A 24,885-nucleotide genomic window follows, 5' to 3' on the forward strand; every position below is an offset into this window, starting at 1 on the left:
AAACGGTTTAGCTAAATTCATACCGGCCGGTTCTCTCCCATGCAGGCATATCAACGCGATTTCATTCGTTTCGCCATCGAGCGCGGTGTACTGCGCTTCGGTGAATTCACCCTCAAGTCCGGGCGCACCAGCCCCTATTTCTTCAATGCCGGCCTGTTCAACAGTGGCCTGGCATTGGCCAGGCTGGGGCGCTTCTACGCCGCCGCGGTGGTCGACAGCGGCATCGATTTCGACGTCCTGTTCGGCCCGGCCTATAAAGGAATCCCGCTGGCTGCCGCTACAGCTGTGGCCCTGGCCGAGCAGCACGGCCGCGACCTGCCCTGGTGCTTCAACCGCAAGGAAGCCAAGGACCACGGCGAAGGCGGTACCCTGGTGGGCGCGCCGCTGGCCGGCCGGGTGCTGATCGTCGACGACGTGATCACCGCCGGCACCGCGATCCGCGAGGTCATGCAGATCATCGAGGCCCAGGGCGCCAGGGCGGCCGGCACGCTGATCGCGCTGAACCGCCAGGAGCGCGGCAAGGGCGAGCTGTCGGCGATCCAGGAAGTGGAGCGTGACTTCGGCATGCCGGTGGTCAGCATCGTGTCGCTGGAGCAGGTCCTCGAGTACCTGGCCGGCGACGCCGAGCTCAAGCGCCACCTGCCGGCGGTCGAGGCCTATCGCGCGCAGTACGGAATCTAACCAAACAGGGTGTCCGGCATGGCCAAGCAGGGTGCTTTTCGCCGTGGTGCATTGATCGGGTTGCTGGCCGTCGGGCTGGCTGGGCCGGTGCTGGCGGCGAATTCCGCCGGCAATCCCGCGTCCGGCGGCGCCGTCGAGATGTACCGCTACGTCAACGACAAGGGCGTGACCGTCATCGACCGCCTGGGCGTGCCGTCGCAGTACATCGGCAAGGGTTACGAGGTGCTCAACGAGCAGGGCCGGGTGGTCCGCGTGGTGCCGCCGGCGCCGACCGCGGAGGAAATCCAGCAGCGCAAGGCCGCTGCCGCCCAGGCCAGTTCGGATGCGCAGCTGCTGCGCCTGTACACCAGCGTCGAGGACGTCGACCGCGCCCGCGAGCGCAAGCTGGCCGAGCTGGATGGCCTGAGCAGCGTGGCCCGGGGCAACCTGCAGTCGGTGAAGACGCAGCAGGGCAACCTGCAGGCCCAGGCCGCCGACGCCGAGCGCGCCGGACGCCAGGTGCCGCAGCAACTGGTCGAGCAGCTGGGCAACCTGAAGGACGAGGAGCAGCGCCTGCTGCGCGACATCGCCCACTACCAGCAGCTGCGCGCCCAGGCCAAGGCCACCTTCGACGCCGACCGCGCGCGCCTGGCGCAATTGCTCGGCGCCTCCCGCTAGCCCGTCAGCTGGCGGGCAATCGCTCGAAAGCCGCGATGCGCTCGCGCAGCCAGTCCGGCAGGGGCTGGCTCTGCCGCTGGTCGTTGGCGTAGGCGTAGATCAGCTCGCCGAGGGTCAGCGGCTGTTCCTCGCACCAGATCGCCACCTGGAAGGTCAGGCTGCTGCGCCCCAGGCGCGCGACGCGCACGCCCATGTCCAGCCAGTCGTCGTAGCGCGCCGGGGCGAAGTACTCCAGGCTGCTCTTCACCGCGAACAGGTCGCCGCCGCCACGCAGCAGGTCGGCCGGGTAGCGGATCTCCAGGTTGCGGTAGTACTCGGTAGTCGCCACGTCGGCATAGGTCAGGTAGTTGCCGTTGAAGACGATGCCTTGCGGGTCGACCTCCGACCAGCGCACGCGCAGGCCGTGGAAGAAGCGGAATTCGTGGCGCTCGGGGAAAACTGAAGGCATTGCGGCCTCCGCGGGGAAGAGGGGAGCCGCCACGGCGGGCGCCGTGGCGGGCAGTGCTCAGTGACGCGGCTTGCGGTTGCTGATCAGGGTGCCGACGCCGCTGTCGGTGAAGATCTCCAGCAGCACGGCGTTGGGCACGCGGCCATCGATGATGTGCGCGCTGGTCACGCCGCCCTGCACCGCTTCCAGGGCGCAGCGGATCTTCGGCAGCATGCCGCCGTAGATGGTGCCGTCGGCGATCAGGCCGTCCACCTGCTCGGTGGTCAGGCCGGTGAGCACCTGGCCCTGCTTGTCCATCAGGCCGGCGATGTTGGTCAGCAGCATCAGCTTCTCGGCCTTCAGCGCTTCGGCCACCTTGCCGGCCACCAGGTCGGCGTTGATGTTGTACGACTCGCCGTTGGCGCCGACGCCGATGGGCGCGATCACCGGGATGAAGTCGCCCTTGACCAGCATGTTCAGCAGCTCGGTGTTGACCCCGGTGACTTCGCCGACGTGGCCGATGTCGATGATCTCCGGCTTGGTCATCTCCGGGGTCTGGCGGGTGACGGTGAGCTTCTTCGCGCGGATCAGCTCGGCGTCCTTGCCGGTCAGGCCGATGGCGCTGCCGCCGTGGCGGTTGATCAGGTTGACGATGTCCTTGTTCACCTGGCCGCCGAGGACCATCTCCACCACGTCCATGGTCTGCGCGTCGGTGACGCGCATGCCGTCGATGAAGTGGCTTTCGATCGACAGCCGGTTGAGCAGGTCGCCGATCTGCGGGCCGCCGCCGTGCACCACCACCGGGTTGATGCCGACCGCCTTCATCAGCACCACGTCGCGGGCGAAGCTGTTCTTCAGCTCGTCGGTCTCCATGGCGTTGCCGCCGTACTTGATGACCAGCGTCTTGCCGACGAAACGGCGGATGTAGGGAAGCGCTTCGGCAAGGACGCGGGCTACCTGGGCTGCGTCATCGCGGCTCTGGGACATGGTGCTGGGCTCCGGCATGGTCAGGTCAGAAGGGGATGGTCAGGGCGGGGTCGACCGCCTTGAGCTGGTTGCGGAACACGTCCTTGATGCGTTCCAGTTCGGCTTCGGAGTCCGCCTCGAAGCGCAGCACCAGCACCGGGGTGGTGTTGGAGGCGCGTACCAGGCCCCAGCCTTTGGGGTAATCCACACGCACGCCGTCGAGGGTGGTGAGGTTGGCATCGCCCCACTGGCCGCCGCGCTGCAGCGCGTCGATGAGGGCGAACTTGCTCTCGTCGGTGACGGTGATGTTGATCTCCGGGGTGGAGATGTCCAGCGGGAAGGCGGAGAACACGTGTTCGCTGTCGCGCTTGTCGAGGCTGATGATCTCCAGCAGTCGGGCGGCGCTGTAGATGCCGTCGTCGAAGCCGAACCAGCGCTCCTTGAAGAAGATGTGGCCGCTCATCTCGCCGGCGAGCAGGGCGCCGGTCTCCTTCATCTTCTTCTTGATCAGCGAGTGGCCGGTCTTCCACATCACCGGGCGGCCGCCGTAGCCGCTGATCAGCGAGATCAGGCGGCGGGTGCACTTGACGTCGAAGATGATGTCGGCGCCGGGGTTGCGCGAGACCACGTCCTTGGCGAACAGCATCAGCAGACGGTCGGGGTAGATGATGGTGCCTTCGTTGGTCACCACGCCCACGCGGTCGCCGTCGCCGTCGAAGGCCAGGCCGAGGTCGGCGCCGGTTTCCCTGACCTTGGCGATCAGGTCTTCCAGGTTCTCCGGCTTGCCCGGGTCCGGGTGGTGGTTGGGGAAGGTGCCGTCGACGTCGCAGTACAGCGGGATGACGGTGCAGCCCAGGGCCTCGATCAGTTGCGGGGCGATCACGCCGGCGACGCCGTTGCCGCAGTCCACCACCACTTTCAGCGGCTTGGCCAGGGCGATGTCGTCGCGGATCTGCTGGAAGTAACGCGGCAGGATGTCCAGCTGCTGAACGTTGCCCACGCCGGAGGCGAGGTCGTTGTTCTCGATGCGCTCGCGCAGGGCCTGGATCTGCTCGTTGGCCAGGGTCTCGCCGGCGACGACGATCTTGAAGCCGTTGTAGTTCGGCGGGTTGTGGCTGCCGGTGAGCATCACGCCCGACTTGCCTTCCAGGACGTTGGCCGCGTAGTACAGCACCGGGGTCGGCACCATGCCGATGTCGGTGACCTGGCAGCCGCAGTCGAGCAGGCCCTGGATCAGTTGCTGGACCAGCTCCGGGCCGGACAGGCGGCCATCGCGGCCGACGCTGACGCAGGGCTCGCCACGGGCCAGGCTCTCGGAACCGATGGCGCGGCCCACCCAGTAGGCGGTTTCGGCGGTCAGGGTGTCGCCGACCACGCCGCGGATGTCGTAGGCGCGGAAGATGCTGGCGGGCAGTTGCGGTGCTTTGGGCGTGCTCATGACGGGGGTTTGCTCCAATCCCAGGAGGTCCTGGTCTTCATCAAGAATGTCGATGTCCAGAATGTCGGTGTTCTGGAACAGTGGGTCGACCAGCTGCGTCTCGGCGCTGGCCGGCTTGTCGATCTTCGCCGCCACCGGGCGGGGCTCGGGCGCTGGTGCGGGGCTGGCGGGGGCCGGGGACTCGACCTTGCGCCTGGGCTGCCGCGCCAGCGCCTGGGCCAGCGGTTGCAGTGCGGCCAGGCCGACTTCAGGTGCTTTGGCAGTGCGCGGGCCACCGAGTTCCTGCAAGTACTGACCGATGGCCTGGGCGTCCTGGCGCAGGCGCCGTTGCAGGGCGCTCTGGGCGAGGTACACGCCCAGCAGCGCGCCGGCCAGGGCCAGCAGCGCGGCGCAGCCCAGCAGCGCCGGGGAGTACAGGGTCGCGGTCAGGGCCGGGCCGGGGGTGAAGGTGAGTTTCCAGTTCGGGTTGCCGCTGGCCAGGTTCAGCGCTGAGGCGTTGCTGGCCTCGCCGCGTTGCAGCAGGACCTGCGCCGGCGAGCTGCCGAACTGCTGGGCCAGTTGCAGCTGGCCGGTGTCGGCGGGCATGTCCGGCAGGGCCTTGAGCAGGCGCTGCAGGTCGAAGACCAGCATCAGGCTGCCCTGGATGGCGTTGTCCGGGCCGCGCAGCGCGGTGGCGCTGTAGAGCAGCCAGCGCTGGCCGACGCGGTAGGCCTCGGGGGCGACGTTCTGCCCGCTCTCGGCGCGGCGCAGCATGTCCAGGGCGGCGTAGTTCAGCGGGCCGGGGCGCTGGTTGTCCTGGCTGGCCTGGCCGCTGGCGTTGAGGTGGGCGTCCACCAGGCCGTCCTGGTGCCAGTGGGCGAGGGTGGCCTCCAGGGCGCGGGTGCTGTTGGCATCGGCCAGCGCCGGCAGCAGCGCGGGGTTGGCCGCCGCGCTACGGGTGTCGGCGGCGAGCTGGAGCAGGGCCTGGCGCAGGACGCCGGACTGGCTTTCGCCCCAGGCGCTGGCCAGCTGCTGGCGGTGCATCTGCTCGGCGCTGCCGAACAGGCTCAGCCACAGCAGGGCGCCGGCGGCGGCCACGCCGAGGGTCGCCACGCCGAAGGCCGGCAGCAGCGACTTCAGTTCCGGCCGGGACGTCGAGCCCGCCGAAACCTTCGGCGGCGGGGCGACTTCCGGCAGGTCGGCCGTTCCCTTGGCAGTGCGTTGGAAAAGTTTCATGCAACATCTCCTCGGCGAATCGTCCTGGAGGATTGTGTCAGTGGCTGCCGGAGTGCCCGAAACCACCGGCGCCACGCTGGCTCTCGTCGAAGCTGTCGACCAGCTCGAAATGCGCCTGCACCACCGGCACCAGCACCAGTTGGGCGATGCGCTCGCCAATGGCGATGGTGAAGGGGGTGTTGCCGCGGTTCCAGCAGGAGACCATCAGCTCGCCCTGGTAGTCCGAGTCGATCAGCCCGACCAGGTTGCCCAGCACCACGCCGTGCTTGTGGCCCAGGCCCGAGCGCGGCAGCACCAGCGCGGCCAGGCCGGGGTCGGCGATGTAGATGGACAGGCCGGTGGGGATCAGCAGCGTCTGGCCCGGTTCGAGGACGGTGTCCTCCTTGAGCATGGCACGCAGGTCCAGGCCGGCGGAGCCGGGGGTGGCGTACTGCGGCAGGGGGAATTCGGCGCCCAGGCGCGGGTCGAGGATCTTGGCTTGCAGGGAATGCATCGGGTTCTCAGTGCTGGTTCAGGCGGTCGGCGATGAAGGCGATCAGCTGGCGGGCGATCTTGCCCTTGCTGGTCTGGGCGAAGGCAGTTTCGTGCAATTCGCGGTCGATCACGGTGATCGCGTTCTCTTCGCTGTTGAATCCGATCGAGGGATTGGCCACGTCGTTGGCCACGATCAGGTCGAGGTTCTTGTCCTTGAGCTTGCGCGAGGCGTACTCCAGCAGGTTCTCGGTCTCCGCGGCGAAGCCCACGCTGAACGGCCGGTCGGCGCGCTGGGCGAGGGTGGCGAGGATGTCCGGGTTGCGCACCAGCTGCAGCAGCAGGCCGTCGCCCTTGGTCGGGTCCTTCTTCAGTTTCTGCGCGGCCACCACCTCGGGGCGGTAGTCGGCCACCGCGGCGGCGGCGATCAGCAGGTCCGCCGGTATCGCGGCCTCGCAGGCGGCGAGCATGTCGCGGGCGCTGACCACATCGACGCGGCTCACCCGGTCGGGCGTGGGCAGGTGCACCGGGCCGGTCACCAGGGTCACCCGCGCGCCGGCTTCGGCGGCGGCCTCGGCGAGGGCGAAGCCCATCTTCCCGGAGCTGTGGTTGGTGATGTAGCGCACCGGGTCGATGTTTTCCTGGGTGGGGCCGGCGGTGATCAGCACGTGCCGGCCGGTCAGCGACAGGAACTGGAAGCAGTCGGCGGCGCGCTGGGCCAGCTCCTCGGCCTCGAGCATGCGCCCCGGGCCGACGTCGCCGCAGGCCTGGCTGCCGGCGGCCGGGCCGAAGAAGCGCAGGCCGCGGCCGCGCAGCAGCTCGGCGTTGGCCTGGGTGGCCGGGTCGCGCCACATGGCCTGGTTCATCGCCGGGGCCAGGGCGACCTGGGCGTCGGTGGCCAGCACCAGGGTGGTCAGCAGGTCGTTGGCCACGCCCTGGGCCAGGCGCGCCATGACGTCCGCGGTGGCCGGGGCGATCAGCACCAGGTCGGCCCAGCGGGCCAGCTCGATGTGGCCCATGGCCGCTTCGGCGGCGGGGTCGAGCAGGTCCAGGTGCACCGGGTGGCCGGACAGCGCCTGGAGCGTCAGCGGGGTGATGAACTCACGGCCGCCCTGGGTCATCACCACGCGGACTTCCGCGCCCTGGTCGCGCAGGCGGCGGACCAGTTCGGCACTCTTGTAGGCCGCAATACCGCCGCCCACGCCGAGAACGATGCGTTTTCGATAGAGCCGCTGCATAGGCCCGCCTTATCTTCGGAATTGGATGACGCGCGTCTGGGCCGGAGACGCCTCCCCAGGCCTCCGGTCGCGCGAAAGGGACGGGCTAAGATAGCACAGCGCCCGCCCCGGCACAGCGGGCGGCTCGACAGGGAGGCTGCATGAGCATTCGTCACTGGCCCGCCGCGGAACGCCCGCGGGAAAAACTCCTGGAACAGGGCGCCGGCAGCCTCAGCGATGCGGAGCTGCTGGCGATCTTCCTGCGCACGGGCGTGGCGGGCTGCAGCGCGGTGGACCTGGCCCGGCGCCTGCTGAAGGAGTTCGGCAGCCTGCGCGCGCTGCTGGAGGCCGACCAGGCCAGCTTCAGCAGCCACCTGGGCCTGGGCCGGGCGAAGTACGCGCAACTGCAGGCGGTGCTGGAAATGGCCCGCCGCCACCTGGCCGAGCAGCTGCGCCGCGACTCCGCCCTGGAGAGCCCGCAGGCGGTGCGCGACTTCCTCAAGGCGCGGCTGCGCCACGAGGCCCACGAGGTGTTCGCCTGCCTGTTCCTCGACGGCCGGCACCGCGCCCTGGCCTTCGAGGTGCTGTTCCACGGCTCCATCGACAGCGCCAGCGTGTACCCGCGCCAGGTGGTCAAGCGCGCCCTGGCGCACAACGCCGCGGCGCTCATCCTCACCCACAACCATCCGTCGGGCATCGCCGAGCCGAGCCAGGCCGACCGCGTGCTGACGCGGCGCCTGAAGGACGCCCTGGCGCTGGTGGACGTGCGCGTGCTCGACCACTTCATCGTCGGTGACGGCGAGCCGCTGTCGATGGCGGAGATGGGCTGGGTCTGACGCGCGCCGGGCGGCTGGCAGCGGCCACCCGCCCGGCGAGGAGCCTCAGAGGCTGACCTTGGAGAAGTCCTGGCGGCCGAAGGGGTTCACGGCGTAGCCCTTGACCTCCTTGCGCAGCAGCACCGAGGCCGTGGGGTGCGCCAGCGGCAGCCACAGGGCCTGGTCGTGGATCAGCCGCTGGGCGTCGTGGTAGAGCGCGCTGCGCTTGTCCTGCTCGCTGAGCGCCTTGCCCTGGCTGATCAGGCTGTCCAGCCTCGGGTCGCAGAAGCGCGCGAAGTTCAGCCCGGACTTCACGCTGGCGCAGGAGAATTGCGGGGTGAGGAAGTTGTCCGGGTCGCCGTTGTCGCCGGCCCAGCCCATGAACAGCAGGTCGTGCTCGCCGGCCTTGGCGCGGCGGATCAGCTCGCCCCATTCGATCACCCGCACCTCGGCCTTGACGCCGATCTTCGCCAGGTCGGCCTGCAGCAGCTGCGCGCCCAGGCTCGGGTTGGGGTTGAGCAGGCTGCCGCTGGGGCGTGTCCAGATGGTGGTCCTGAAACCGTCCTTGAGCCCGGCCTTTTCCAGCAGCGCCCGGGCCCGGGCCGGGTCGTAGGGGTAGCCGGGGATGTCCTTGGCGTAGCTCCAGGTGTTCGGCGGGTAGACGCCCTCGGCGGCGCTGGCGCTGCCCTCGAACACCGACTTCAGGTAGGTCTGGCGGTCGAAGGCGAGGTTGATCGCCTGGCGCACCTCGGGCTTGTCCAGCGGCGGGTGCTGGCTGTTCAGGGCGACGAAGGCGGTCATGAATGCCGGCGTCTGCTCGACGCGCAGGGCCGGGTCCTTGGCCGCGGCCTCGACGTCCAGCGGCTTGGGCGACAGGGCGATCTGGCATTCGCCGCGCTTCAGGCGCTGCAGGCGCACGTTGGCGTCGGGGGTGATGGCGAACAGCAGGTTGTCCACCGCCGGCTTGCCGGCGAAGTAGTCCGGGTTGGCTGTGTAGCGGATCTGCGCGTCCTTCTGGAAGCGCTTGAACACGAAGGGGCCGCTGCCGATGGGCTGGGCGTTGAGCTTCTCCGGGGTGCCGGCCTTCATCAACTGGTCGGCGTACTCGGCGGAATAGATGGAGGCGAAGCCCATGCTGAGCATGGGCAGGAAGGTGGCGTCGGGGTGGCTGAGGGTGAAGCGCACCTGGTGTTCGTCGACCTTCTCCAGGCCTTTTATCAGAGCCGGCAGCTGTAGCGACTGGGCGTGGGGGAAGCCGCTCTGCGCCACCTTGTGCCAGGGGTTGGCGGGGTCGAGCATGCGCTGGAAGCTGAACAGCACGTCGTCGGCGCCCAGTTCGCGACCGGGGTTGAAGTAGTCGGTGTGGTGGAACTTCACCCCGGCGCGCAGCCTGAAGTCGTAGGTCAGGCCGTCGGCGGAGACCGTCCAGCTCTCGGCCAGGCTCGGCACCACCTTGCCCTGCGCCGCGTCGAACTCCACCAGGCGGTTCATCAGCACGTCGGCCGAAGCGTTGGTGGTGGTCAGGGCGTTGAACTGCACGACGTCGAAGCCATCGGGGCTGGCCTCGGTGCAGACGCTGAGGGTGCTGGCGCCGGCCAGGGCGGGGGCGAGCAGCAGGGCGAGGGGAAACAGACGCATGACGGACTCCGGAAATGGTGGGAAAATGCCCGTCCCGTGGGCTGGGCGCAGTCATGCAAGGCCGTTGTCGGCCTTGAACCGGCTACCCTAGACCAAGCCGCGGCGGCCGACAACGGTGAAAGGCGACGAACGGCAACGGCGGCGGGCCGCGGCCGCGCGGCGCCGGCATGTGGATAAGCTGCCTGCGCCCTTGCGGCTCTAAGTGCCTTTCTGATATAAAGCTGCGCTCTTTTCTGGGGCCCTGCCCCGTCGACTCGGAATCGAGCGGCGGACGGGCAGGTAAGACCCGGGTGGAAAACCGAGTATCAACGAGTTCAAGCAGCCAACCCATGCCGGGTTTGGCATGTGGTTTACAGAGGGCTGAGCCATGTCGAGAGTTTGCCAAGTGACCGGTAAGGGTCCGGTTACCGGGAACAACATTTCCCACGCACACAACAAAACCCGCCGCCGTTTCCTGCCGAACCTGCAGCACCACCGTTTCTGGGTTGAGTCCGAGAAGCGCTTCGTACGCCTGCGCGTTTCCGCCAAGGGCATGCGTATCATCGACAAGCGTGGCATCGAGGCCGTCCTGAACGACCTGCGCGCCCGCGGCGAAAAATTCTAAGGAGCTGCAATCATGCGTGAACTGATCCGTCTGGTGTCCAGCGCCGGTACCGGCCACTTCTACACCACCGACAAGAACAAGCGCACCAAGCCTGAGAAGATCGAGATCAAGAAGTTCGATCCGGTCGTTCGCAAGCACGTGATCTACAAGGAAGCCAAGATCAAGTAATTGATCCGGCCCTTGCGAAGAAACCCGCCACCTGGCGGGTTTTTTCATGCCTGCGCGGTGGGGTCGTTCGTGCCACCGGGGCGTCCGGCGCGGCCGGTGAATCCCTACGATGAAATATCCGCGCGCACCGACAAACCACTCAGGACAGTCCCCTCTTCCTTCAGGTCGGGGCGCATAGCCGAGGGTTGGGGAGAGGGTGCTCTTCCCCCCAATACATACGCCCCCGGCAAAAACAAAAACGCCGCTTTAGAGAAAGCGGCGTTTTTCGTCGAACGGCTATCAAGCCTTCTGTTCGAAGATCACATAGACCTTGCGGCAGGGCTCCAGCACCTCCCAGGTGCCCTTGAAGCCGGCCGGGATGACGAAGCGGTCGCCGGTGCGCACGGTCTTGGCGCCGCCGTCGGCGTCGCGGATCACCGACACGCCCTGGAGGATCTCGCAGTACTCGTGCTCGGTGTAGCTGACGGTCCAGTGGCCGACCGCGCCTTCCCAGATGCCGACGTTGAACTGGCCGCAGGGGCTGGCGTAGTGGTTGCGCACGCTTTGCTCGGGATCGCCCTTGAGGACCTTCTCCGGCGCCGGGCGGTAGTGCTCGGCGGCGGTGCCGGCCTGGGCGAAGTCGACGATCTGCTCGATGTTCATGCTGACTCTCGTTTTATTGTGGGTTGTGCGAGTGCCGCGCCCCTGCGGGCGGGCCCGGACGGAGGCGGAATCGATCGAGTCTATGTTTAATAAAACGAACGTGACAAGGCGTTTTAGCCCTAAAGTGTCAAAAATATTGAAAATTCGCCCATCCCGGTTTAGGGTGGCGGACAGCGTGGCCCTCGCGCCGCCTTGCAGAATTTCTGACAGCGCGCCCTTCCCCCGGGCGCCGGGACTTCATAAGTAATTCAATAAGAGGACAAGTTGTCATGAGTACCCTCACTCGCGCCGACTGGGAAGCTCGCGCCCAGAACCTGAAGATCGAAGGCCGCGCCTTCGTCGATGGCCAGTACGTCGACGCCGTCGATGGCGCCACCTTCGATTGCATCAGCCCGGTGGATGGCCGCTTCCTGGCCAAGGTCGCCAGCTGCGACGCCGCCGACGCCGAGCGCGCCGTGCAGGTTGCCCGCGCCGCCTTCGAGGCCGGCGTGTGGTCGCGCCAGGCCCCGGCCAAGCGCAAGAAGATCATGATCCGCTTCGCCGAACTGATGATGCAGCACGCCGAAGAGCTGGCCCTGCTGGAAACCCTGGACATGGGCAAGCCGATCAGCGACGCGCTGAACATCGATGTCGCCAGCGCCGCCAACAGCATCCGCTGGAACGCCGAAGCCATCGACAAGGTCTACGACGAAGTCGCCGCCACCCCGCACGACCAGTTGGGCCTGGTCACCCGCGAAGCCGTGGGCGTGGTTGCCGCCATCGTACCGTGGAACTTCCCCCTGCTGATGTCCTGCTGGAAGCTCGGCCCGGCCCTGGCCACCGGCAACTCGGTGATCCTCAAGCCGTCCGAGAAGTCGCCGCTGACCGCCATCCGCGTTGCCCAGCTGGCCATCGAGGCCGGCATCCCGAAAGGCGTGCTGAACATCCTGCCGGGCTTCGGCCATACCGTGGGCAAGGCCCTGGCCCTGCACATGGACGTCGACACCCTGGTGTTCACCGGTTCGACCAAGATCGCCAAGCAACTGATGGTCTATGCCGGCGAGTCCAACATGAAGCGCGTCTGGCTGGAAGCCGGCGGCAAGAGCCCGAACATCGTCTTCGCCGACGCGCCTGACCTGAAGGCCGCCGCCGAATCCGCCGCCAGCGCCATCGCCTTCAACCAGGGCGAAGTCTGCACCGCCGGTTCCCGCCTGCTGGTGGAGAAGTCCATCAAGGCCGAGTTCCTGCCGCTGGTGGTCGAGGCGCTGCAGGCCTGGAAACCGGGCAACCCGCTGGACCCGGAAACCAACGTCGGCGCGCTGGTCGACACCACCCAGATGAACAACGTGCTGAGCTACATCCAGGCCGGCCACGACGACGGCGCCAAGCTGGTGGCCGGCGGCAAGCGCACCCTGGAAGAGACCGGCGGCACCTACGTCGAGCCGACCATCTTCGACGGCGTGACCAACGCCATGCGCATCGCCCGCGAGGAAATCTTCGGCCCGGTGCTGTCGGTGATCGAGTTCGAGGATGCCGAGGAAGCCGTGCGCATCGCCAACGACACCCCGTACGGCCTGGCCGCCGCGGTGTGGACCGGCAACCTGTCCAAGGCCCACCTGATCGGCAAGGCCCTGCGCGCCGGCAGCGTGTGGATCAACCAGTACGATGGCGGCGACATGACCGCGCCCTTCGGCGGCTTCAAGCAGTCGGGCAACGGTCGCGACAAGTCGCTGCACGCCTTCGACAAGTACACCGAGCTGAAGGCCACCTGGATCAAACTGTAAGACGATCCTGGCCTGAAAGCAGGTCGGCCCCGCGCGTTCGCCGGGGCCGGCTCTGACGAAGAGCCATACCCGCGGCCGGGTTTCCCCATGGGGAGCCCGGCCGCTTTGCATTGCGCACCGGGCTCGGCATCTGGCCCGGAGTGCGCTCCGGATGGAACGGGAGAACGACAATGCGTTGGGGTGCCTATTCCGCTGTCTGCCTGTCGGTCATCAGCATCGGCCTGGCCCTCGGCCTGACCATGCCGCTGGTGTCCCTGCGCCTGGAGGGCTGGGGCTACGGCAGTTTCGCCATCGGCGTGATGGCCGCCACACCGGCCGCCGGCGTGCTGCTCGGCGCGCTGATCTCCGGGCGCCTGGCCGCGCGCCTGGGCACGCCGCGGCTGATGCGCTGGTGCCTGCTCAGCGGGGCCTTTTCCGTCGGCCTGCTGGCGTTGCTGCAGAGCTACCCGGTGTGGCTGCTGCTGCGCCTGCTGATCGGCGTGCAACTGACCGTGGTGTTCATCCTCGGCGAAAGCTGGATCAACCAGTTGGCGGTGGAGAAATGGCGCGGCCGCCTGGTGGCCCTGTACGGCACCGGCTATGCGCTGAGCCAGCTGTCCGGGCCGGTGCTGCTGACCTTCATCGGCACCGCCGACGACCGTGGCTTCTGGCTCGGCGTCGGCCTGCTGGTGTTCGGCTCGTCGCTGTTGATAGGTCGCAGCGGCGCGCCCCGGGTCGATCCGCACAGCGCCTCGGGGCGCGGGCTGTTCGCCTTCTGCGCCAAGCTGCCGGCCGTTGCCTGGGCGGTGGTGCTGTTCGCCGGCTTCGAGGCGATGATCCTCACCCTGCTGCCGGTCTACGGCGTGCGCCAGGGCTTCACCCAGGCGGTGGCGCTGACCATGGTCACGGTGGTGGTGGTCGGCGATGCGCTGCTGCAGCTGCCCATCGGCTGGCTGGCCGACCGCGTGTCGCGCCAGGCGCTGTTCAAGGGCTGCGGCATCGTCCTGCTGCTGAGCAGCCTGGGCATCCCGCTGCTGCTGCACGGGCCGGTGATCTGGCCGGTGCTGGTGCTGTTCGGCGCGAGCGCCGGCGGGCTGTTCACCCTGTCGCTGATCCTCATCGGCGAGCGCTACCGCGATGACGCGCTGGTCCGCGCCAACGCGCACATCGCCCAGCTGTGGGGCATCGGCTGCCTGATCGGGCCGCTGACCACCGGCGCGGTCAGCCAGTGGGTGAGCGGCCATGCGCTGCCGCTGATGATGGCCCTGGGCGCCTTCGGCTTCGTCGTGCTGGTGTGGCGCAAGGGCCTGCCGCCGGTGGAGCTGCAAGGCGACGAGCTGCCCGAGGCGAGCGGGCGCTGAGGCCCGCCGATTGCGCCGAGGCGCTCTTCGTAGGGCGCATAACGCCCCAAGCGTTATCTGCCGTCATCCTGGCGCCGATGTGCCAGCCAACGGCGGATAACCGCGAACGGTTATGCGCCCTACGGTTCCGGGGGAGCATCGGCGGGCCCTACAACATCCTCTCCAGGCCGATTGCGCTGGCGATCCAGGCGTTGAAGCGGCGCCACAGGCTGCCCGGCTCGTGGTGCAGCACCCGTGGGTGGCCGTCGATCTCGTCGACCCAGGTCAGCCGCGGGCGGCTGCCGCTGCGGTCGATGCGCACCTGGTAGCTGACGCTGGGCGACATCCCGGCCAGCGCCAGCTTGCGCGTCTGTTCCGCCAGCGCCGGGCTGTCGACGATGACGCCGACCTCGGTGTTCCAGATGATCGAGCGCGGATCGAAGTTGAAGGAGCCGATGAACACCTGGCGCCGGTCGAAGACGATCGCCTTGCTGTGCAGGCTGGCGCTGCTGGAGCCGCGCACCGTCCAGGGTGCGCCGGCCAGGCGCTGGTCCGGCTGGGCGCGCAGCTCGTGGAGCTTCACCCCGTGCTCCAGCAGGGCCATGCGGTAGGGCGCGTAGCCGGCGTGCACGGCCGGCACGTCGGTGGCCTCCAGGGAGTTGGTCAGCAGGCGCACGCTGACGCCCCGGTCGGCGCGGCCGGTGAGGTAGGTGACGCCGCTGTCGGTGGGCACGAAGTAGGCCGAGACCAGGATCAGCTCCTTCGACACCTGGCGGAACAGCGGGTCGAGCTGGGTGCTCAGTTGTTGCTGCGGGCGGCTCTGGCCGCGGTCCAGGACCTTCAGCGGGTCGTCCCAGATGGCCCGGCCGGGGGCCCAGACCAGATCGTCGAGCCAGCTGTCGAGGTTGGTCGAGGCGCCGCGCAGGTGCAGGCGCTGCAGGTAGGCCGAGTGGCGCACCCGGCTCTTCTCCAGGTAGCTGTCCAGGTGCCGCCGGGCGCGTTCGAGGTCGGCGCGCTCGGGCTTGCCCCACAGGTAGTCCTCGATGGGCCGGCTGATGGCGCTGTTCCAGTACTGGTCGAAGCTCTGCCCCAGCTCCGCGGCCACCGGGCCGACGCCGAGCAGGTCGAGGTCGCTGAAGTTCATTTCCGCCTTGGCGCCGAAGTACTCGTCGCCCAGGTTGCGCCCGCCGACGATGGCCACGCTGTTGTCGGCCAGCCACAGCTTGTTGTGCATGCGCCGGTGCTGCTCGGCGAGGTTGAACAGGCGCCCGAGGTTGCGCGTGATGCCGGTGCTGCGGCCCAGGTGCAGCGGGTTGAACAGGCGCACCTGGATGTTCGGGTGGGCGGCCAGGGTGCCGATCTCGTAGTCCCAGCCGTCGCTGCTGGTGTCGTCGATCAGCACGCGCACGCGCACGCCGCGGTCGGCGGCCTTGAGCAGCTCGTGGATGAGCGCGCGGGTAGTGAGGCCGTCGTGGACGATGTAGTACTGGATGTCCAGGCTGCGCTGGGCGGCGCGGATCAGCTCGGCGCGGGCGAGGAAGGCGTCGCTGCTGGAGGCCAGCAGGCGGAAGCCGGAGGCGCCGGGGTGCGCCGCCGCGCGCCGCTGCACGGCGTCGCCGAGGGCCGTGCCGCTCGGCGACAGGGCGTGGGAGGGCGTGGGCAGGGGAACGCTGGCGCAGCCGCCGAGCAACAGCAGCGCCAGCAACAGGAAGCGTTGTAGCAAGCGGGAGTCTCCTGGCGTCCCGGTTGGCGGGACTGCGGAGATTCTAGCCGCTCAGCGCCTCCTTGAAGCGATACCAGGCCATGCCCAGCGCCAGCAGCGGCGAACGCAGCAGCCTGCCGCCGGGGAAGGTGATGTGCGGGACCTTGGCGAACAGCTCGAAGCCGCTGCCCTGCTGCCCGGCGATCGCCTCGGCGAGCAGCTTGCCGGCCAGGTGGGTGGCGTTCACCCCGTGGCCGGAATAGGCCTGGGCGAAGTACACGTTGGGCTGGTCGGGCAGGCGGCCGATCTGCGGCAGGCGGTTGGCGCCGATGCCGATCATGCCGCCCCACTGGTAGTCGATGCGCACCTCGGCCAGGTGCGGGAACACCTTGAGCATCTTCGGCTGCATGTAGGTGGCGATGTCCGCCGGGTCGCGCCCGGAATAGTGGCAGGCGCCGCCGAACAGCAGGCGGTTGTCGGCCGAGAGGCGGTAGTAGTCCAGGGCCACGCGCTGGTCGCACACCGCCATGTTCTGCGGCAGCAGCTCGCGGGCCAGGTCGGCGGGCAACGGCTCGGTGGCGATGACGTAGCTGCCGGCCGGCAGCACCTTGCCGTCGAGGTAGTTGTTCAGGCCGTTCTGGTAGGCGTTGCAGCCGATCACCAGGGTCCTGGCGCGCACGCTGCCCTTGGCGGTGCGCACGCGCACCTCGGCACCGTAGTCGATGTGGGTGACCTGGGAATCCTCGAACAGGCGCACGCCCAGGGACTGCGCGGCGGCCGCCTCGCCCAGGGCGAGGTTGAGCGGGTGCAGGTGGCCCGAGCCCATGTCGACCATGCCGCCGACGTAGCAGTCGGCGCCGACGATGCCGCGCATCTCCTCCTGCGGGACCAGGCGCAGTTCATGGGTGTAGCCCAGGCCCTTGAGCTCCTCGTAGTCCTCGCGGAAGCCCTCGACGTCCGAGGCCTTGTTGGCCAGGTCGCAGTAGCCCCAGGTCAGGTCGCAGTCGATGCCGTACTTCTCCACGCGCTGGCGCACGATCTGCACCGCCTCCAGGCCCATCAGCTTGAGCTGGCGCACGCCGTCCCTGCCGATCACCGGCTCGAACTGCTCGACGCCGTGGCCGACGCCGCGGATCAGCTGCCCGCCGTTGCGCCCGCTGGCGCCCCAGCCAAGCTTGTGGGCCTCCAGCAGGACCACCGAGAAGCCGCGCTCGGCCAGCTCGATGGCGGTGTTCAGCCCGGAGAAGCCGCCGCCGATGATGCACACGTCAGCCTTTTCCTCGCCGGCCAGGGGAGGGCACTCGATGCGACGGTTGACGGTCGCGGCGTAGTAGGAAGGGGCGTGCTGGTCGGTGTGCACCGGGAGGCGAACGCGGGCGTTCATGTGCGATATCCTGATTATTGTGTTGTTAAAATTTTACGCAGGATAAACGCCGACTTCCCGCCGCGCCAAGGGGGGAAGCCGCAAAAGTTCGACAGGCTGTTGCGATCAGTCGGGAATCGGCAGGGTCAGGCTTTCCTTGACCTCTTCCATGACGATATAGCTCTTCGACTCGCGCACGTGCGGCAGCTTCAGCAGGATGTCGCCGAGCAGCTTGCGGTAGGAGGCCATCTCCGAGATGCGCGCCTTCACCAGGTAGTCGAAGTGGCCGGATACCAGGTGGCACTCCAGCACGTGGGGCAGCTTGAGCACCGCGCGGCGGAAGTCCTCGAAGGTGTCGCCGGACTTGTAGTCCAGGCTGATCTCGACGAACACCAGCAGGCTGGCCTTGAGGTACTGCGGGTTCAGCCGGGCGTTGTAGCCCATGATGATCCCTTCGCGCTCCAGGCGCCGCACGCGCTCGGTGCAGGGGGTGGTGGAGAGGCCGACGCGCTCGCCCAGCTCGGTGAAGGAAATGCGCCCTTCTTCCTGGAGGATGCGCAGGATATTGCGGTCGATCTTGTCCAGTTCGCGGCGGCTTTGGTGCTGGGTTCTCATGGAGGCTGCTCGGGGCGGTGCTTATGGTTGGTGATTGTCGCCAAATATAGACGTTAAGCCAGTGGATATCACTGCCCCTTGATCTTCTGCGGGCACGCCGCCAGCCTGTTCCCAGGTCCGCGCCGGATGCGCGGGCCTTCCATTTCCGCCACTGGAGCCTGGCATGCGCTCGACCCGTACCCGAATCCTGCTGTTGCTGGCGCTGCTCGTGGTGCTGCTCGCCGTCTGGGCGGGGCAGGCCTGGCAGCGGCTGCTCGCGGAGCAGGGCGTCACCCGTCTGGACTGGCAGGGGCCGGGGATTTCATTGGACGGCCTGACACTGAAACAGCTGGCCGTGACGCGGGAAAAATCCGCTTCGCGCCTGGATATCCAGGCCGACCAGCTGCGCCTGGGTTGGCCGCGGCGCATCGACGGGCGCTGGCGCCTGGGTGGCCTGGAACTGCAGCGGCTGCACGTGGGGTCCTGGCCCTCCGCCGCGACGACGGAAGAGGCGGGGGAGTGGCCGACGCCCGACCAGGTGGGCCTGTGGCTCGGCCTGCTGCCGCAGCGGGTCGCCCTGCAGCGCGCCGAGTTCGAACTGCCCTGCGCTGGGCAGCAGCGCTGCACTCTGGTCGGCAGCCTGCACTGGCAGCAACTGCCCGGCAATGCCGCGTCCCTGGCCGCCGAACTGCAGCAAGGCGGCCAGCGCCTGGCCCTCGACGGCACCCTGCGCCCGGAACAGGACGCCTGGCGGCTGGCGCTGAAGGCCGATCTGGATGGCGAACGCCTGGTCGACCTCGACGCCAGCTGGGCGCCGGCCGAGCGCCATTGGCGCGGCAGCCTGGCCAGCCCTGGGGTGCCACCGCTGGACGCCGTGCGCGCCTGGCTGGCGCCCTGGTTGCCGACGCCGACCCTGCCGGTTTCCCTGCCCGAGGCCGGGCGCCTGCGCCTGAGCTGGGACAGCACCCTGGGCGGCGACGGCCCCTGGCCGGACTGGCCCGCCCTGCGCGACAGCCAGGGCGAGCTGGAGCTGGCCATGCAACTGCCGCAGCCCTGGCCGCTACCGGGCCTGGGCGCCTTGCAGGGCGACCTGCAGCTGCAGGCGGCGGCGACCCAGCCGGGGCAATGGCGGCCGCGGGTGCTGGACGGCGACCTCTACCTGGCCGACCTCTACGGTGACTGGCTGCAGGCGCTGCCGGTCGGCCTGCGCCCGGCCAGCCTGCGCCTGGGCCTGCAGCCGGACGACAGCACCCCTGGCGCGGTACGCCTGGACCTGCGCGGCAAGGGCGCCAGCGAGCTGCGCCTGCAGGGCGTGCTGGCGCTGGTCGAGGGCGAACCCTTGTCGCTGGCGTTGAGCCAGGCACGCCTGCAGGCCCAGGTGCCGGACCTGCAACTGCCCGGCCTGCGCCTGGGCAAGGCGGCGCTGGACCTGCCGCTGGACGGCGAGATAGGCCAGGCCTCCGCCAGCCTGCGCCTGGGCGCGGGCGCCAAGCTGGGCCTGGGCAGCCTGGCCGGCCCCCAGGGGCTGAAGGCCAGCAAGCTCAGTGCGATACCGGACAAGGCCACGCTGGCCCTGGGGTATGCCGCCGGCCAGCCCTTCAGCCTCGGCTTCGACGGCGCCGTGCAACTGGCGGTCGGCGAGCTGCGCCAGGCGCACCTCAGACCGCTGGCCTGGAGCTACCAGGGCCAGCTCGGCGCCGGCCTGGCCCAGCAGCAGCTCAAGGGCCGGTTGCAGAACAGCGGGGGCCTGGCCGCCGACGTCGAGTTGCGACACCAGGCCGATGGCGCCCTGGACGTTACGGCGCAACTGCCGGAATTCTTCCTGCGCAGCGGCAACCCGCTGGCGGCCAGCCTGGCCGACTGGCCGGCGCTGCTCAGCCTGAACAACGGCCGCCTGCAGGTCCGCGCGCAGTGGCGCCTGCCGCCGGGGCAGGTCGCCCAGCAACTGGACCTGACGCTGAACGGCCGTGGCCTGGAAGGCGTCTACGACCGCAGCGAAATCCACGGCCTGGACGGCGAGGCGAAACTGCAGCTGCGCGGCTCGCAGCTGACGCTGCAGTTGCCCGGCCTGCGCGTGGCGCAGCTCAACCCCGGCGTGCTGCTCGGGCCCCTGCAGTTCCAGGGCGGCTACAGCGCCGGCCTGGACCAGCCGCTGGCCGGCCGCCTGGACTGGCGCCAGGCCGAGCTGAAGCTGTTCGGCGGCCGCGCCTGGCTGGACGCCGGCGTGCTGCAGCTGGCCCGCGACAACCCGGCGCAGAGCCTGCACCTGCAGGGCGTGCTGCTGGAGGAAATCCTCAAGGCCTACCCCGCCGAGGGCCTGGCCGGCAACGGCATCCTCGACGGCGAGCTGCCGCTGCTGATCGGCCCGGCCGGGCTGCGCATCCAGGGCGGCCAGGTGGCCGCGCGGCAGCCGGGCACCCTGCAGTTCCGCTCGGAGAAGATCCGCGCCCTCGGCCAGAGCAACCCGGCCATGCAACTGGTGGCGACCATGCTCGACGACTTCCGCTACGAGCGCCTGGCCAGCCGCGTGGATTATGCTGAGGGCGGCCGCCTGCTCCTGGCCCTGGCCATCAGCGGCCGCAACCCGGCGCTGGAGCAGGGGCGGCCGGTGAACCTCAACGTCAACCTGGAGGAGAACATCCCGGACCTGCTGACCAGCCTGCAGCTGAGCGACCGGGTCAGCGACACCATCCGCAAGCGCGTGCAGGAACGCCTGCGCAACCCGCCACCTGCCGCGCCCTGATCGCAAGGAGAACCGCATGCGCCCAAGCGCACTCATCGCCGTCCTGGCCCTGCTCGGGCTCAGCCAGGGCTGTACGCCGACGGTACAGCTGGCGGCGCCCAAGGAGCCGATCAACATCAACCTCAACGTGAAGATCGAGCACGAGATCTACATCAAGGTCGACAAGGCCCTGGATGGCATCATCAACGAGAACAGCGGTCTGTTCTGAGGAGCTTCTACATGACACTGCGCAGCAAACTCGGCGTCGCCCTGCTGGCCCTTTGCGTCAGCCTGCCGGCCCTGGCCATGAGCCTGGAGCAGGCCATGTCGGCCCTGGGCGGGGCCAAGGCCCAGGGCCTGGTCGGCGAGCAGCCCGACGGCTATCTCGGGGTGGTCAGCAACAGCGGCCAGGCGGCCGACATCGCCGCCCAGATCAACGCCGCGCGCCGCGCCGAGTACCAGAAGGTGGCCGGCCAGAGCGGCGCCAAGCTCGGCGACGTGGAAGCTCTGGCCGGCAAGAAGGCCATGGACCGCACCCCGTCCGGGCAATACATCCAGCTCAACGGCAAGTGGGTGCGCAAGTAAGGGGATTTCCCTGGTGGCGCCGCCTGTCGGGCGGCGCCTGCGACCCGCCGTCGCGGCAGCGCTTATTCCTGCCGGCCCCGCCCCTGGCGGGAGTAATTCCCGTGTTCGCCGAAGCCCACCGAATTAGTTGCTGAAAACCGCGATCCGACATAGTTGCATGGCTATGGGTTTTTCAGGTGTTTTTGTGGATTATCTGGTGGATGCGCCTCCACGAAAGGCCTTTCTGCCAAGAATTTCCTTTAATTAACGCCTGTTAAATAGTGATTATTTCTGCGGTCGAATTCCTATACTGCGCGCATCTGACGTTCAAAATAAGAAACGTCGCGTGCCCCACGCGACGTAGGAGGCAGCGATGCGCGTTCTGGTCCTTGGCAGCGGTGTGATCGGCACCGCCAGTGCTTACTATCTGGCCCGTTCCGGCTTCGAAGTGGTGGTGGTCGACCGCCAACCCGGCCCGGCCCTGGAAACCAGCTTCGCCAACGCCGGCCAGGTTTCCCCCGGCTACGCCTCGCCCTGGGCCGCCCCGGGCATCCCGCTCAAGGCCATGAAGTGGCTGCTGGAGAAGCACGCTCCGCTGGCCATCAAGCTCACCGGCGACCCCAGCCAGTACGCCTGGATGTGGCAGATGCTGCGCAACTGCAACGCCGCCAGCTACGCGGTGAACAAGGAGCGCATGGTGCGCCTGTCCGAGTACAGCCGCGATTGCCTCGACGAGCTGCGCGCCGAGACCGGCATCGCCTACGAAGGCCGCACCCTGGGCACCACCCAGCTGTTCCGCACCCAGGCCCAGCTCGACTCCGCCGCCAAGGACATCGCCGTGCTGGAAAGCTCCGGCGTGCCCTATGAAGTCCTCGACCGCGCCGGCATCGCCCGCGTTGAACCGGCCCTGGCCAAGGTGGCCGACAAGCTGGTCGGCGCCCTGCGCCTGCCCAACGACCAGACCGGCGACTGCCAGATGTTCACCACCAAGCTGGCCGAGCTGGCCCAGGGCCTGGGCGTGGAGTTCCGCTTCAACCAGAACATCCAGCGCCTGGACTTCGCCGGCGACCGCATCAACGGCGTCTGGATCGATGGCCAACTGGTCACTGCCGACCACTACGTGCTGGCCCTGGGCAGCTACTCGCCGCAGATGCTCAAGCCGCTGGGCATCGACGCCCCGGTCTACCCGCTCAAGGGCTACTCGCTGACCGTGCCGATCACCAACCCGGACATGGCGCCGACCTCGACCATCCTCGACGAGACCTACAAGGTCGCCATCACCCGCTTCGACCAGCGCATCCGCGTCGGCGGCATGGCCGAGATCGCCGGTTTCGACCTGTCGCTGAACCCGCGCCGCCGCGAAACCCTGGAAATGATCACCACCGACCTCTACCCCGAGGGCGGCGACGTCAGCCAGGCGACCTTCTGGACCGGCCTGCGCCCGGCCACCCCGGACGGCACCCCGATCGTCGGCGGCACCCGCTACCGCAACCTGTACCTGAACACCGGCCACGGCACCCTGGGCTGGACCATGGCCTGCGGTTCGGGCCGCTACCTGGCCGACCTGATGGCGAAGAAGCGCCCGCAGATCAGCACCGACGGCCTGGACATTTCCCGCTACAGCAATGCCTCGGAGAGCCAGAATGGCCATCCAGCGCCTGCACACTAATGGCCGCATGAGCCAGATCGTCGTCCACAACGGCACTGTCTACCTGGCGGGCCAGGTGGGCGACGACATGGGCGCCGGCATCGAACAGCAGACCCGCGAGGTCCTGGCCAGCATCGAGCGCCTGCTCGAGGAGGCCGGCAGCGACAAGACGCGCATCCTCTCGGTGACCATCTACCTGAAGGACATCGATGCGCACTTCGCCGGCATGAACGCCGTCTGGGACCAGTGGCTGCCGCAAGGCACCGCCCCGGCCCGCGCCACCGTGGAGGCCAGGCTCTGCGAGCCGGAGATCCTGGTGGAGATGTCGGTGGTCGCGGCGCTGCCGTAAACCTTTGCGTGGGGCCTGGTCGGATTGCCAGGCCTTTTTTTGCTTCATGGCCTTCGCCGGGCGAGTCCGCCCGCGAATCGTCGTACCCGAATAACAGAGAGTTCCCGCCATGCGTCCAGCCCGTGCCCTGATCGACCTCCAGGCCCTGCGCCACAACTACCGCCTGGCCCGCGAAGTCAGTGGCGCGCGTGCGCTGGCGGTGGTCAAGGCCGATGCCTACGGCCACGGCGCGGTGCGCTGCGCCAGGGCCCTGGAGGCGGAAGCCGACGGCTTCGCCGTGGCCTGCATCGAAGAGGCCCTGGAGCTGCGCGAAGCCGGCATCCGCGCGCCCATCCTGCTGCTGGAAGGTTTCTTCGAGGCCAGCGAGCTGGAGCTGATCGAGCGCCATGACTTCTGGTGCGTGGTGCACTCGGCCTGGCAACTGGAGGCCATCGAGCGAGCGCGCCCGGCCAGGCCGCTGACGCTCTGGCTGAAGATGGACTCGGGCATGCACCGCGTCGGCTTCTTCCCGCAGGACTACGCCGCCGCCCTGGCGCGCCTGCAGGCCCTGCCGCACGTGGCCAAGGTGGTGCTGATGAGCCACTTCGCCCGCGCCGACGAGCTGGACTGCGCGCGCACCGAGGAGCAGGTCGCCGCCTTCGAGGCCGTGCGCGCCGGCCTGGGCCAGCCCTACGAGGTCAGCCTGCGCAACTCCCCCGGCATCCTCGGCTGGCCGAGCGTGCCCAGCGACTGGGTGCGCCCGGGCATCATGCTCTACGGCGCCACCCCCTTCGAACAGGCCCAGCCGCTGGCCGACCAGCTGCGCCCGGTGATGACCCTCGAGTCGCAGGTCATCGGCGTGCGCGAACTGCCGGCCGGCGAGCCGGTGGGCTATGGCGCGCGCTACGTCGCCGAGCGCCCGGTGCGCGTCGGCGTGGTCGCCATGGGTTACGCCGACGGCTACCCGCGCCATGCGCCGGACGGCACCCCGGTGTTCATCGACGGCCAGGCCAGCCGCATCATCGGCCGGGTGTCCATGGACATGCTCACCGTCGACCTCACCGACCTGCCCGGCGCCGGCCTTGGCAGCCGCGTCGAGCTGTGGGGGCCGAACGTTCCGGCCAGCGCACTCGCCAGCCTGTGCGGCAGCATCCCCTACCAATTGTTCTGCAACCTCAAGCGCGTACCGCGTGTCTACAGCGGCGACTGAGCGACGAACTGTGTAAAGTTTGCGCAGTATCTGAGACCGATCTGTTGTAAATACTGAACGGTGTTGCCATGATACGGAGCACTTCGGAACCCGCTCGCCGCAAGGCGCAGGCGGGTTCCGGCCGTTAGAGCCTGGCAGAACAAGAAATTAAGGAGGACTCCACCCTTGGACGTTGGCGCTCGTCTGCAAGCCATCCGCAAACTCAAAGGGCTGTCCCAGCGTGAACTCGCCAAGCGCGCGGGCGTCACCAACAGCACCATCTCGATGATCGAGAAGAACAGCGTCAGCCCGTCGATCAGCTCCCTGAAGAAGGTGCTGGGCGGCATTCCCATGTCCCTAGTGGAATTCTTCTCGCTGGACATCGAGCAGGACAGCAACACCCAGGTGGTCTACAAGGCGGACGAACTCAGCGACCTGTCCGACGGCGACATCGTCATGAAGCTGATCGGCAAGGCCTACCCCAGCCGCGCCATCACGCTGCTCGACGAGACCTACCCGCCTGGCGCCGATACCGGCAACGACATGTACTCCCACGAAGGCGAGGAGACCGGCGTGCTGGTCGAAGGCCGCCTGGAACTGACCGTCGGCGACGAGGTGTACATCCTCGAAAGCGGCGACAGCTACTATTTCGACAGTACCCGCCCGCACCGCTTCCGCAACCCCTTCGAGGCGCCGGCGAGGCTGATCAGCGCGACGACTCCGGCAAATTTTTAGAGGCGGCTGAGCCGCCTGC

General features: G+C 68.5%; 24 protein-coding genes. 14 read left to right on the plus strand and 10 right to left on the minus strand.

What is annotated here, in order from left to right; all coding sequences use genetic code 11:
• The first annotated feature begins 39 nt into the window (after positions 1-39).
• Together pyrE and VV867_RS16585 are read left to right on the plus strand one after the other, a co-directional pair.
• The gene (gene pyrE / locus VV867_RS16580) at positions 40-681 is read left to right on the plus strand and encodes an orotate phosphoribosyltransferase (protein WP_109937162.1); all 642 of its coding nucleotides are present in this window, start codon (positions 40-42) and stop codon (positions 679-681) included.
• 18 nt (positions 682-699) lie between these two features.
• Entirely contained in the window at positions 700-1,338 is a 639-nt protein-coding gene (locus tag VV867_RS16585; RefSeq protein ID WP_109937161.1) for a DUF4124 domain-containing protein, read from the plus strand.
• 4 nt (positions 1,339-1,342) lie between these two features.
• On the opposite strand, the gene VV867_RS16590 is transcribed toward VV867_RS16585, so the two are convergent.
• Genes VV867_RS16590 through coaBC form a run of 5 tightly spaced genes read right to left on the minus strand, consistent with a single transcriptional unit; the run spans position 1,343 to position 7,093 of the window.
• Positions 1,343-1,786 carry an acyl-CoA thioesterase gene (locus VV867_RS16590; protein ID WP_089390747.1) on the minus strand — a complete coding sequence of 148 codons (444 nt, stop codon included), beginning with the start codon at positions 1,784-1,786 and terminating at the stop codon, positions 1,343-1,345.
• Between the two features lie 57 nt (positions 1,787-1,843).
• Positions 1,844-2,752, minus strand: coding sequence for an acetylglutamate kinase (gene argB, locus VV867_RS16595; protein ID WP_275628236.1), 909 nt, complete (start codon positions 2,750-2,752; stop codon positions 1,844-1,846).
• Between the two features lie 25 nt (positions 2,753-2,777).
• Positions 2,778-5,384, minus strand: a complete 2,607-nt coding sequence (locus tag VV867_RS16600) for a phosphomannomutase/phosphoglucomutase (RefSeq protein ID WP_328567016.1) — start codon at positions 5,382-5,384, stop codon at positions 2,778-2,780.
• Positions 5,385-5,421: 37 nt separating this feature from the next.
• Positions 5,422-5,877: a dUTP diphosphatase gene (dut, locus tag VV867_RS16605; protein WP_089390750.1), complete on the minus strand. Its 456-nt coding sequence runs from the start codon at positions 5,875-5,877 to the stop codon at positions 5,422-5,424.
• Between the two features lie 7 nt (positions 5,878-5,884).
• Positions 5,885-7,093 (minus strand): bifunctional phosphopantothenoylcysteine decarboxylase/phosphopantothenate--cysteine ligase CoaBC, encoded by a 1,209-nt coding sequence (coaBC, locus tag VV867_RS16610; RefSeq protein ID WP_275628238.1) that lies wholly within the window; start codon positions 7,091-7,093, stop codon positions 5,885-5,887.
• A 140-nt stretch (positions 7,094-7,233) separates the two neighbouring features.
• Between coaBC and radC the strand changes: the two genes are divergently transcribed.
• Positions 7,234-7,908 carry a RadC family protein gene (gene radC, locus VV867_RS16615; RefSeq protein WP_089390752.1) on the plus strand — a complete coding sequence of 225 codons (675 nt, stop codon included), beginning with the start codon at positions 7,234-7,236 and terminating at the stop codon, positions 7,906-7,908.
• A 45-nt stretch (positions 7,909-7,953) separates the two neighbouring features.
• Here radC and VV867_RS16620 read toward each other — a convergent pair whose 3' ends face one another.
• Positions 7,954-9,525 carry an ABC transporter substrate-binding protein gene (locus tag VV867_RS16620; protein WP_328567017.1) on the minus strand — a complete coding sequence of 524 codons (1,572 nt, stop codon included), beginning with the start codon at positions 9,523-9,525 and terminating at the stop codon, positions 7,954-7,956.
• A gap of 367 nt (positions 9,526-9,892) precedes the next feature.
• Here VV867_RS16620 and rpmB point away from each other — a divergent pair, with 367 nt between their 5' ends.
• Both rpmB and rpmG read left to right on the plus strand, forming a co-directional pair.
• Positions 9,893-10,129, plus strand: coding sequence for a 50S ribosomal protein L28 (gene rpmB, locus VV867_RS16625; protein WP_009614118.1), 237 nt, complete (start codon positions 9,893-9,895; stop codon positions 10,127-10,129).
• A gap of 12 nt (positions 10,130-10,141) precedes the next feature.
• Positions 10,142-10,297 carry a 50S ribosomal protein L33 gene (gene rpmG, locus VV867_RS16630; protein ID WP_009614117.1) on the plus strand — a complete coding sequence of 52 codons (156 nt, stop codon included), beginning with the start codon at positions 10,142-10,144 and terminating at the stop codon, positions 10,295-10,297.
• Between the two features lie 279 nt (positions 10,298-10,576).
• Here the strand turns inward: rpmG and VV867_RS16635 are convergent, their stop codons facing one another.
• Positions 10,577-10,939 carry a cupin domain-containing protein gene (locus VV867_RS16635; RefSeq protein ID WP_109937157.1) on the minus strand — a complete coding sequence of 121 codons (363 nt, stop codon included), beginning with the start codon at positions 10,937-10,939 and terminating at the stop codon, positions 10,577-10,579.
• Positions 10,940-11,208: 269 nt separating this feature from the next.
• On the opposite strand from VV867_RS16635, the gene VV867_RS16640 reads away from it, so the two are divergent.
• Together VV867_RS16640 and VV867_RS16645 are read left to right on the plus strand one after the other, a co-directional pair.
• Complete coding sequence (locus tag VV867_RS16640) at positions 11,209-12,702, plus strand: aldehyde dehydrogenase (RefSeq protein WP_109937156.1); 1,494 nt, start codon at positions 11,209-11,211, stop codon at positions 12,700-12,702.
• A 170-nt stretch (positions 12,703-12,872) separates the two neighbouring features.
• Entirely contained in the window at positions 12,873-14,042 is a 1,170-nt protein-coding gene (locus tag VV867_RS16645) for an MFS transporter (RefSeq protein WP_109937155.1), read from the plus strand.
• Between the two features lie 148 nt (positions 14,043-14,190).
• Here the strand turns inward: VV867_RS16645 and VV867_RS16650 are convergent, their stop codons facing one another.
• From VV867_RS16650 to dadR, 3 genes are all read right to left on the minus strand, one after another.
• Complete coding sequence (locus VV867_RS16650) at positions 14,191-15,744, minus strand: phospholipase D family protein (RefSeq protein WP_328567018.1); 1,554 nt, start codon at positions 15,742-15,744, stop codon at positions 14,191-14,193.
• Between the two features lie 43 nt (positions 15,745-15,787).
• Positions 15,788-17,107 carry an NAD(P)/FAD-dependent oxidoreductase gene (locus VV867_RS16655; protein WP_328567019.1) on the minus strand — a complete coding sequence of 440 codons (1,320 nt, stop codon included), beginning with the start codon at positions 17,105-17,107 and terminating at the stop codon, positions 15,788-15,790.
• A gap of 105 nt (positions 17,108-17,212) precedes the next feature.
• On the minus strand, positions 17,213-17,701 hold the full coding sequence (dadR, locus tag VV867_RS16660) for a transcriptional regulator DadR (RefSeq protein WP_009614106.1): 489 nt from the start codon (positions 17,699-17,701) through the stop codon (positions 17,213-17,215).
• 163 nt (positions 17,702-17,864) lie between these two features.
• Here dadR and VV867_RS16665 point away from each other — a divergent pair, with 163 nt between their 5' ends.
• From VV867_RS16665 to VV867_RS16695, 7 genes are all read left to right on the plus strand, one after another.
• Positions 17,865-20,423 (plus strand): YdbH domain-containing protein, encoded by a 2,559-nt coding sequence (locus tag VV867_RS16665; protein ID WP_328567020.1) that lies wholly within the window; start codon positions 17,865-17,867, stop codon positions 20,421-20,423.
• 16 nt (positions 20,424-20,439) lie between these two features.
• Positions 20,440-20,631 carry a YnbE family lipoprotein gene (locus tag VV867_RS16670; protein ID WP_089390761.1) on the plus strand — a complete coding sequence of 64 codons (192 nt, stop codon included), beginning with the start codon at positions 20,440-20,442 and terminating at the stop codon, positions 20,629-20,631.
• Positions 20,632-20,642: 11 nt separating this feature from the next.
• A complete protein-coding gene (locus VV867_RS16675) occupies positions 20,643-20,987 on the plus strand; it encodes a YdbL family protein (RefSeq protein WP_009614101.1) in 345 nt (114 codons plus the stop codon).
• A 352-nt stretch (positions 20,988-21,339) separates the two neighbouring features.
• On the plus strand, positions 21,340-22,635 hold the full coding sequence (gene dadA / locus VV867_RS16680; RefSeq protein WP_275628243.1) for a D-amino acid dehydrogenase: 1,296 nt from the start codon (positions 21,340-21,342) through the stop codon (positions 22,633-22,635).
• Complete coding sequence (locus VV867_RS16685) at positions 22,610-22,963, plus strand: RidA family protein (RefSeq protein ID WP_275628244.1); 354 nt, start codon at positions 22,610-22,612, stop codon at positions 22,961-22,963. The genes dadA and VV867_RS16685 overlap by 26 nt, the downstream gene beginning before the upstream one ends.
• Positions 22,964-23,072: 109 nt before the next feature.
• The gene (alr, locus tag VV867_RS16690) at positions 23,073-24,152 is read left to right on the plus strand and encodes an alanine racemase (RefSeq protein WP_328567021.1); all 1,080 of its coding nucleotides are present in this window, start codon (positions 23,073-23,075) and stop codon (positions 24,150-24,152) included.
• 165 nt (positions 24,153-24,317) lie between these two features.
• Complete coding sequence (locus tag VV867_RS16695) at positions 24,318-24,866, plus strand: cupin domain-containing protein (RefSeq protein WP_089390766.1); 549 nt, start codon at positions 24,318-24,320, stop codon at positions 24,864-24,866.
• Positions 24,867-24,885 lie beyond the last annotated feature (19 nt).

The sequence above is a fragment of the Pseudomonas sp. JH-2 genome (assembly GCF_036231725.1).
Lineage (GTDB): Bacteria > Pseudomonadota > Gammaproteobacteria > Pseudomonadales > Pseudomonadaceae > Pseudomonas > Pseudomonas delhiensis.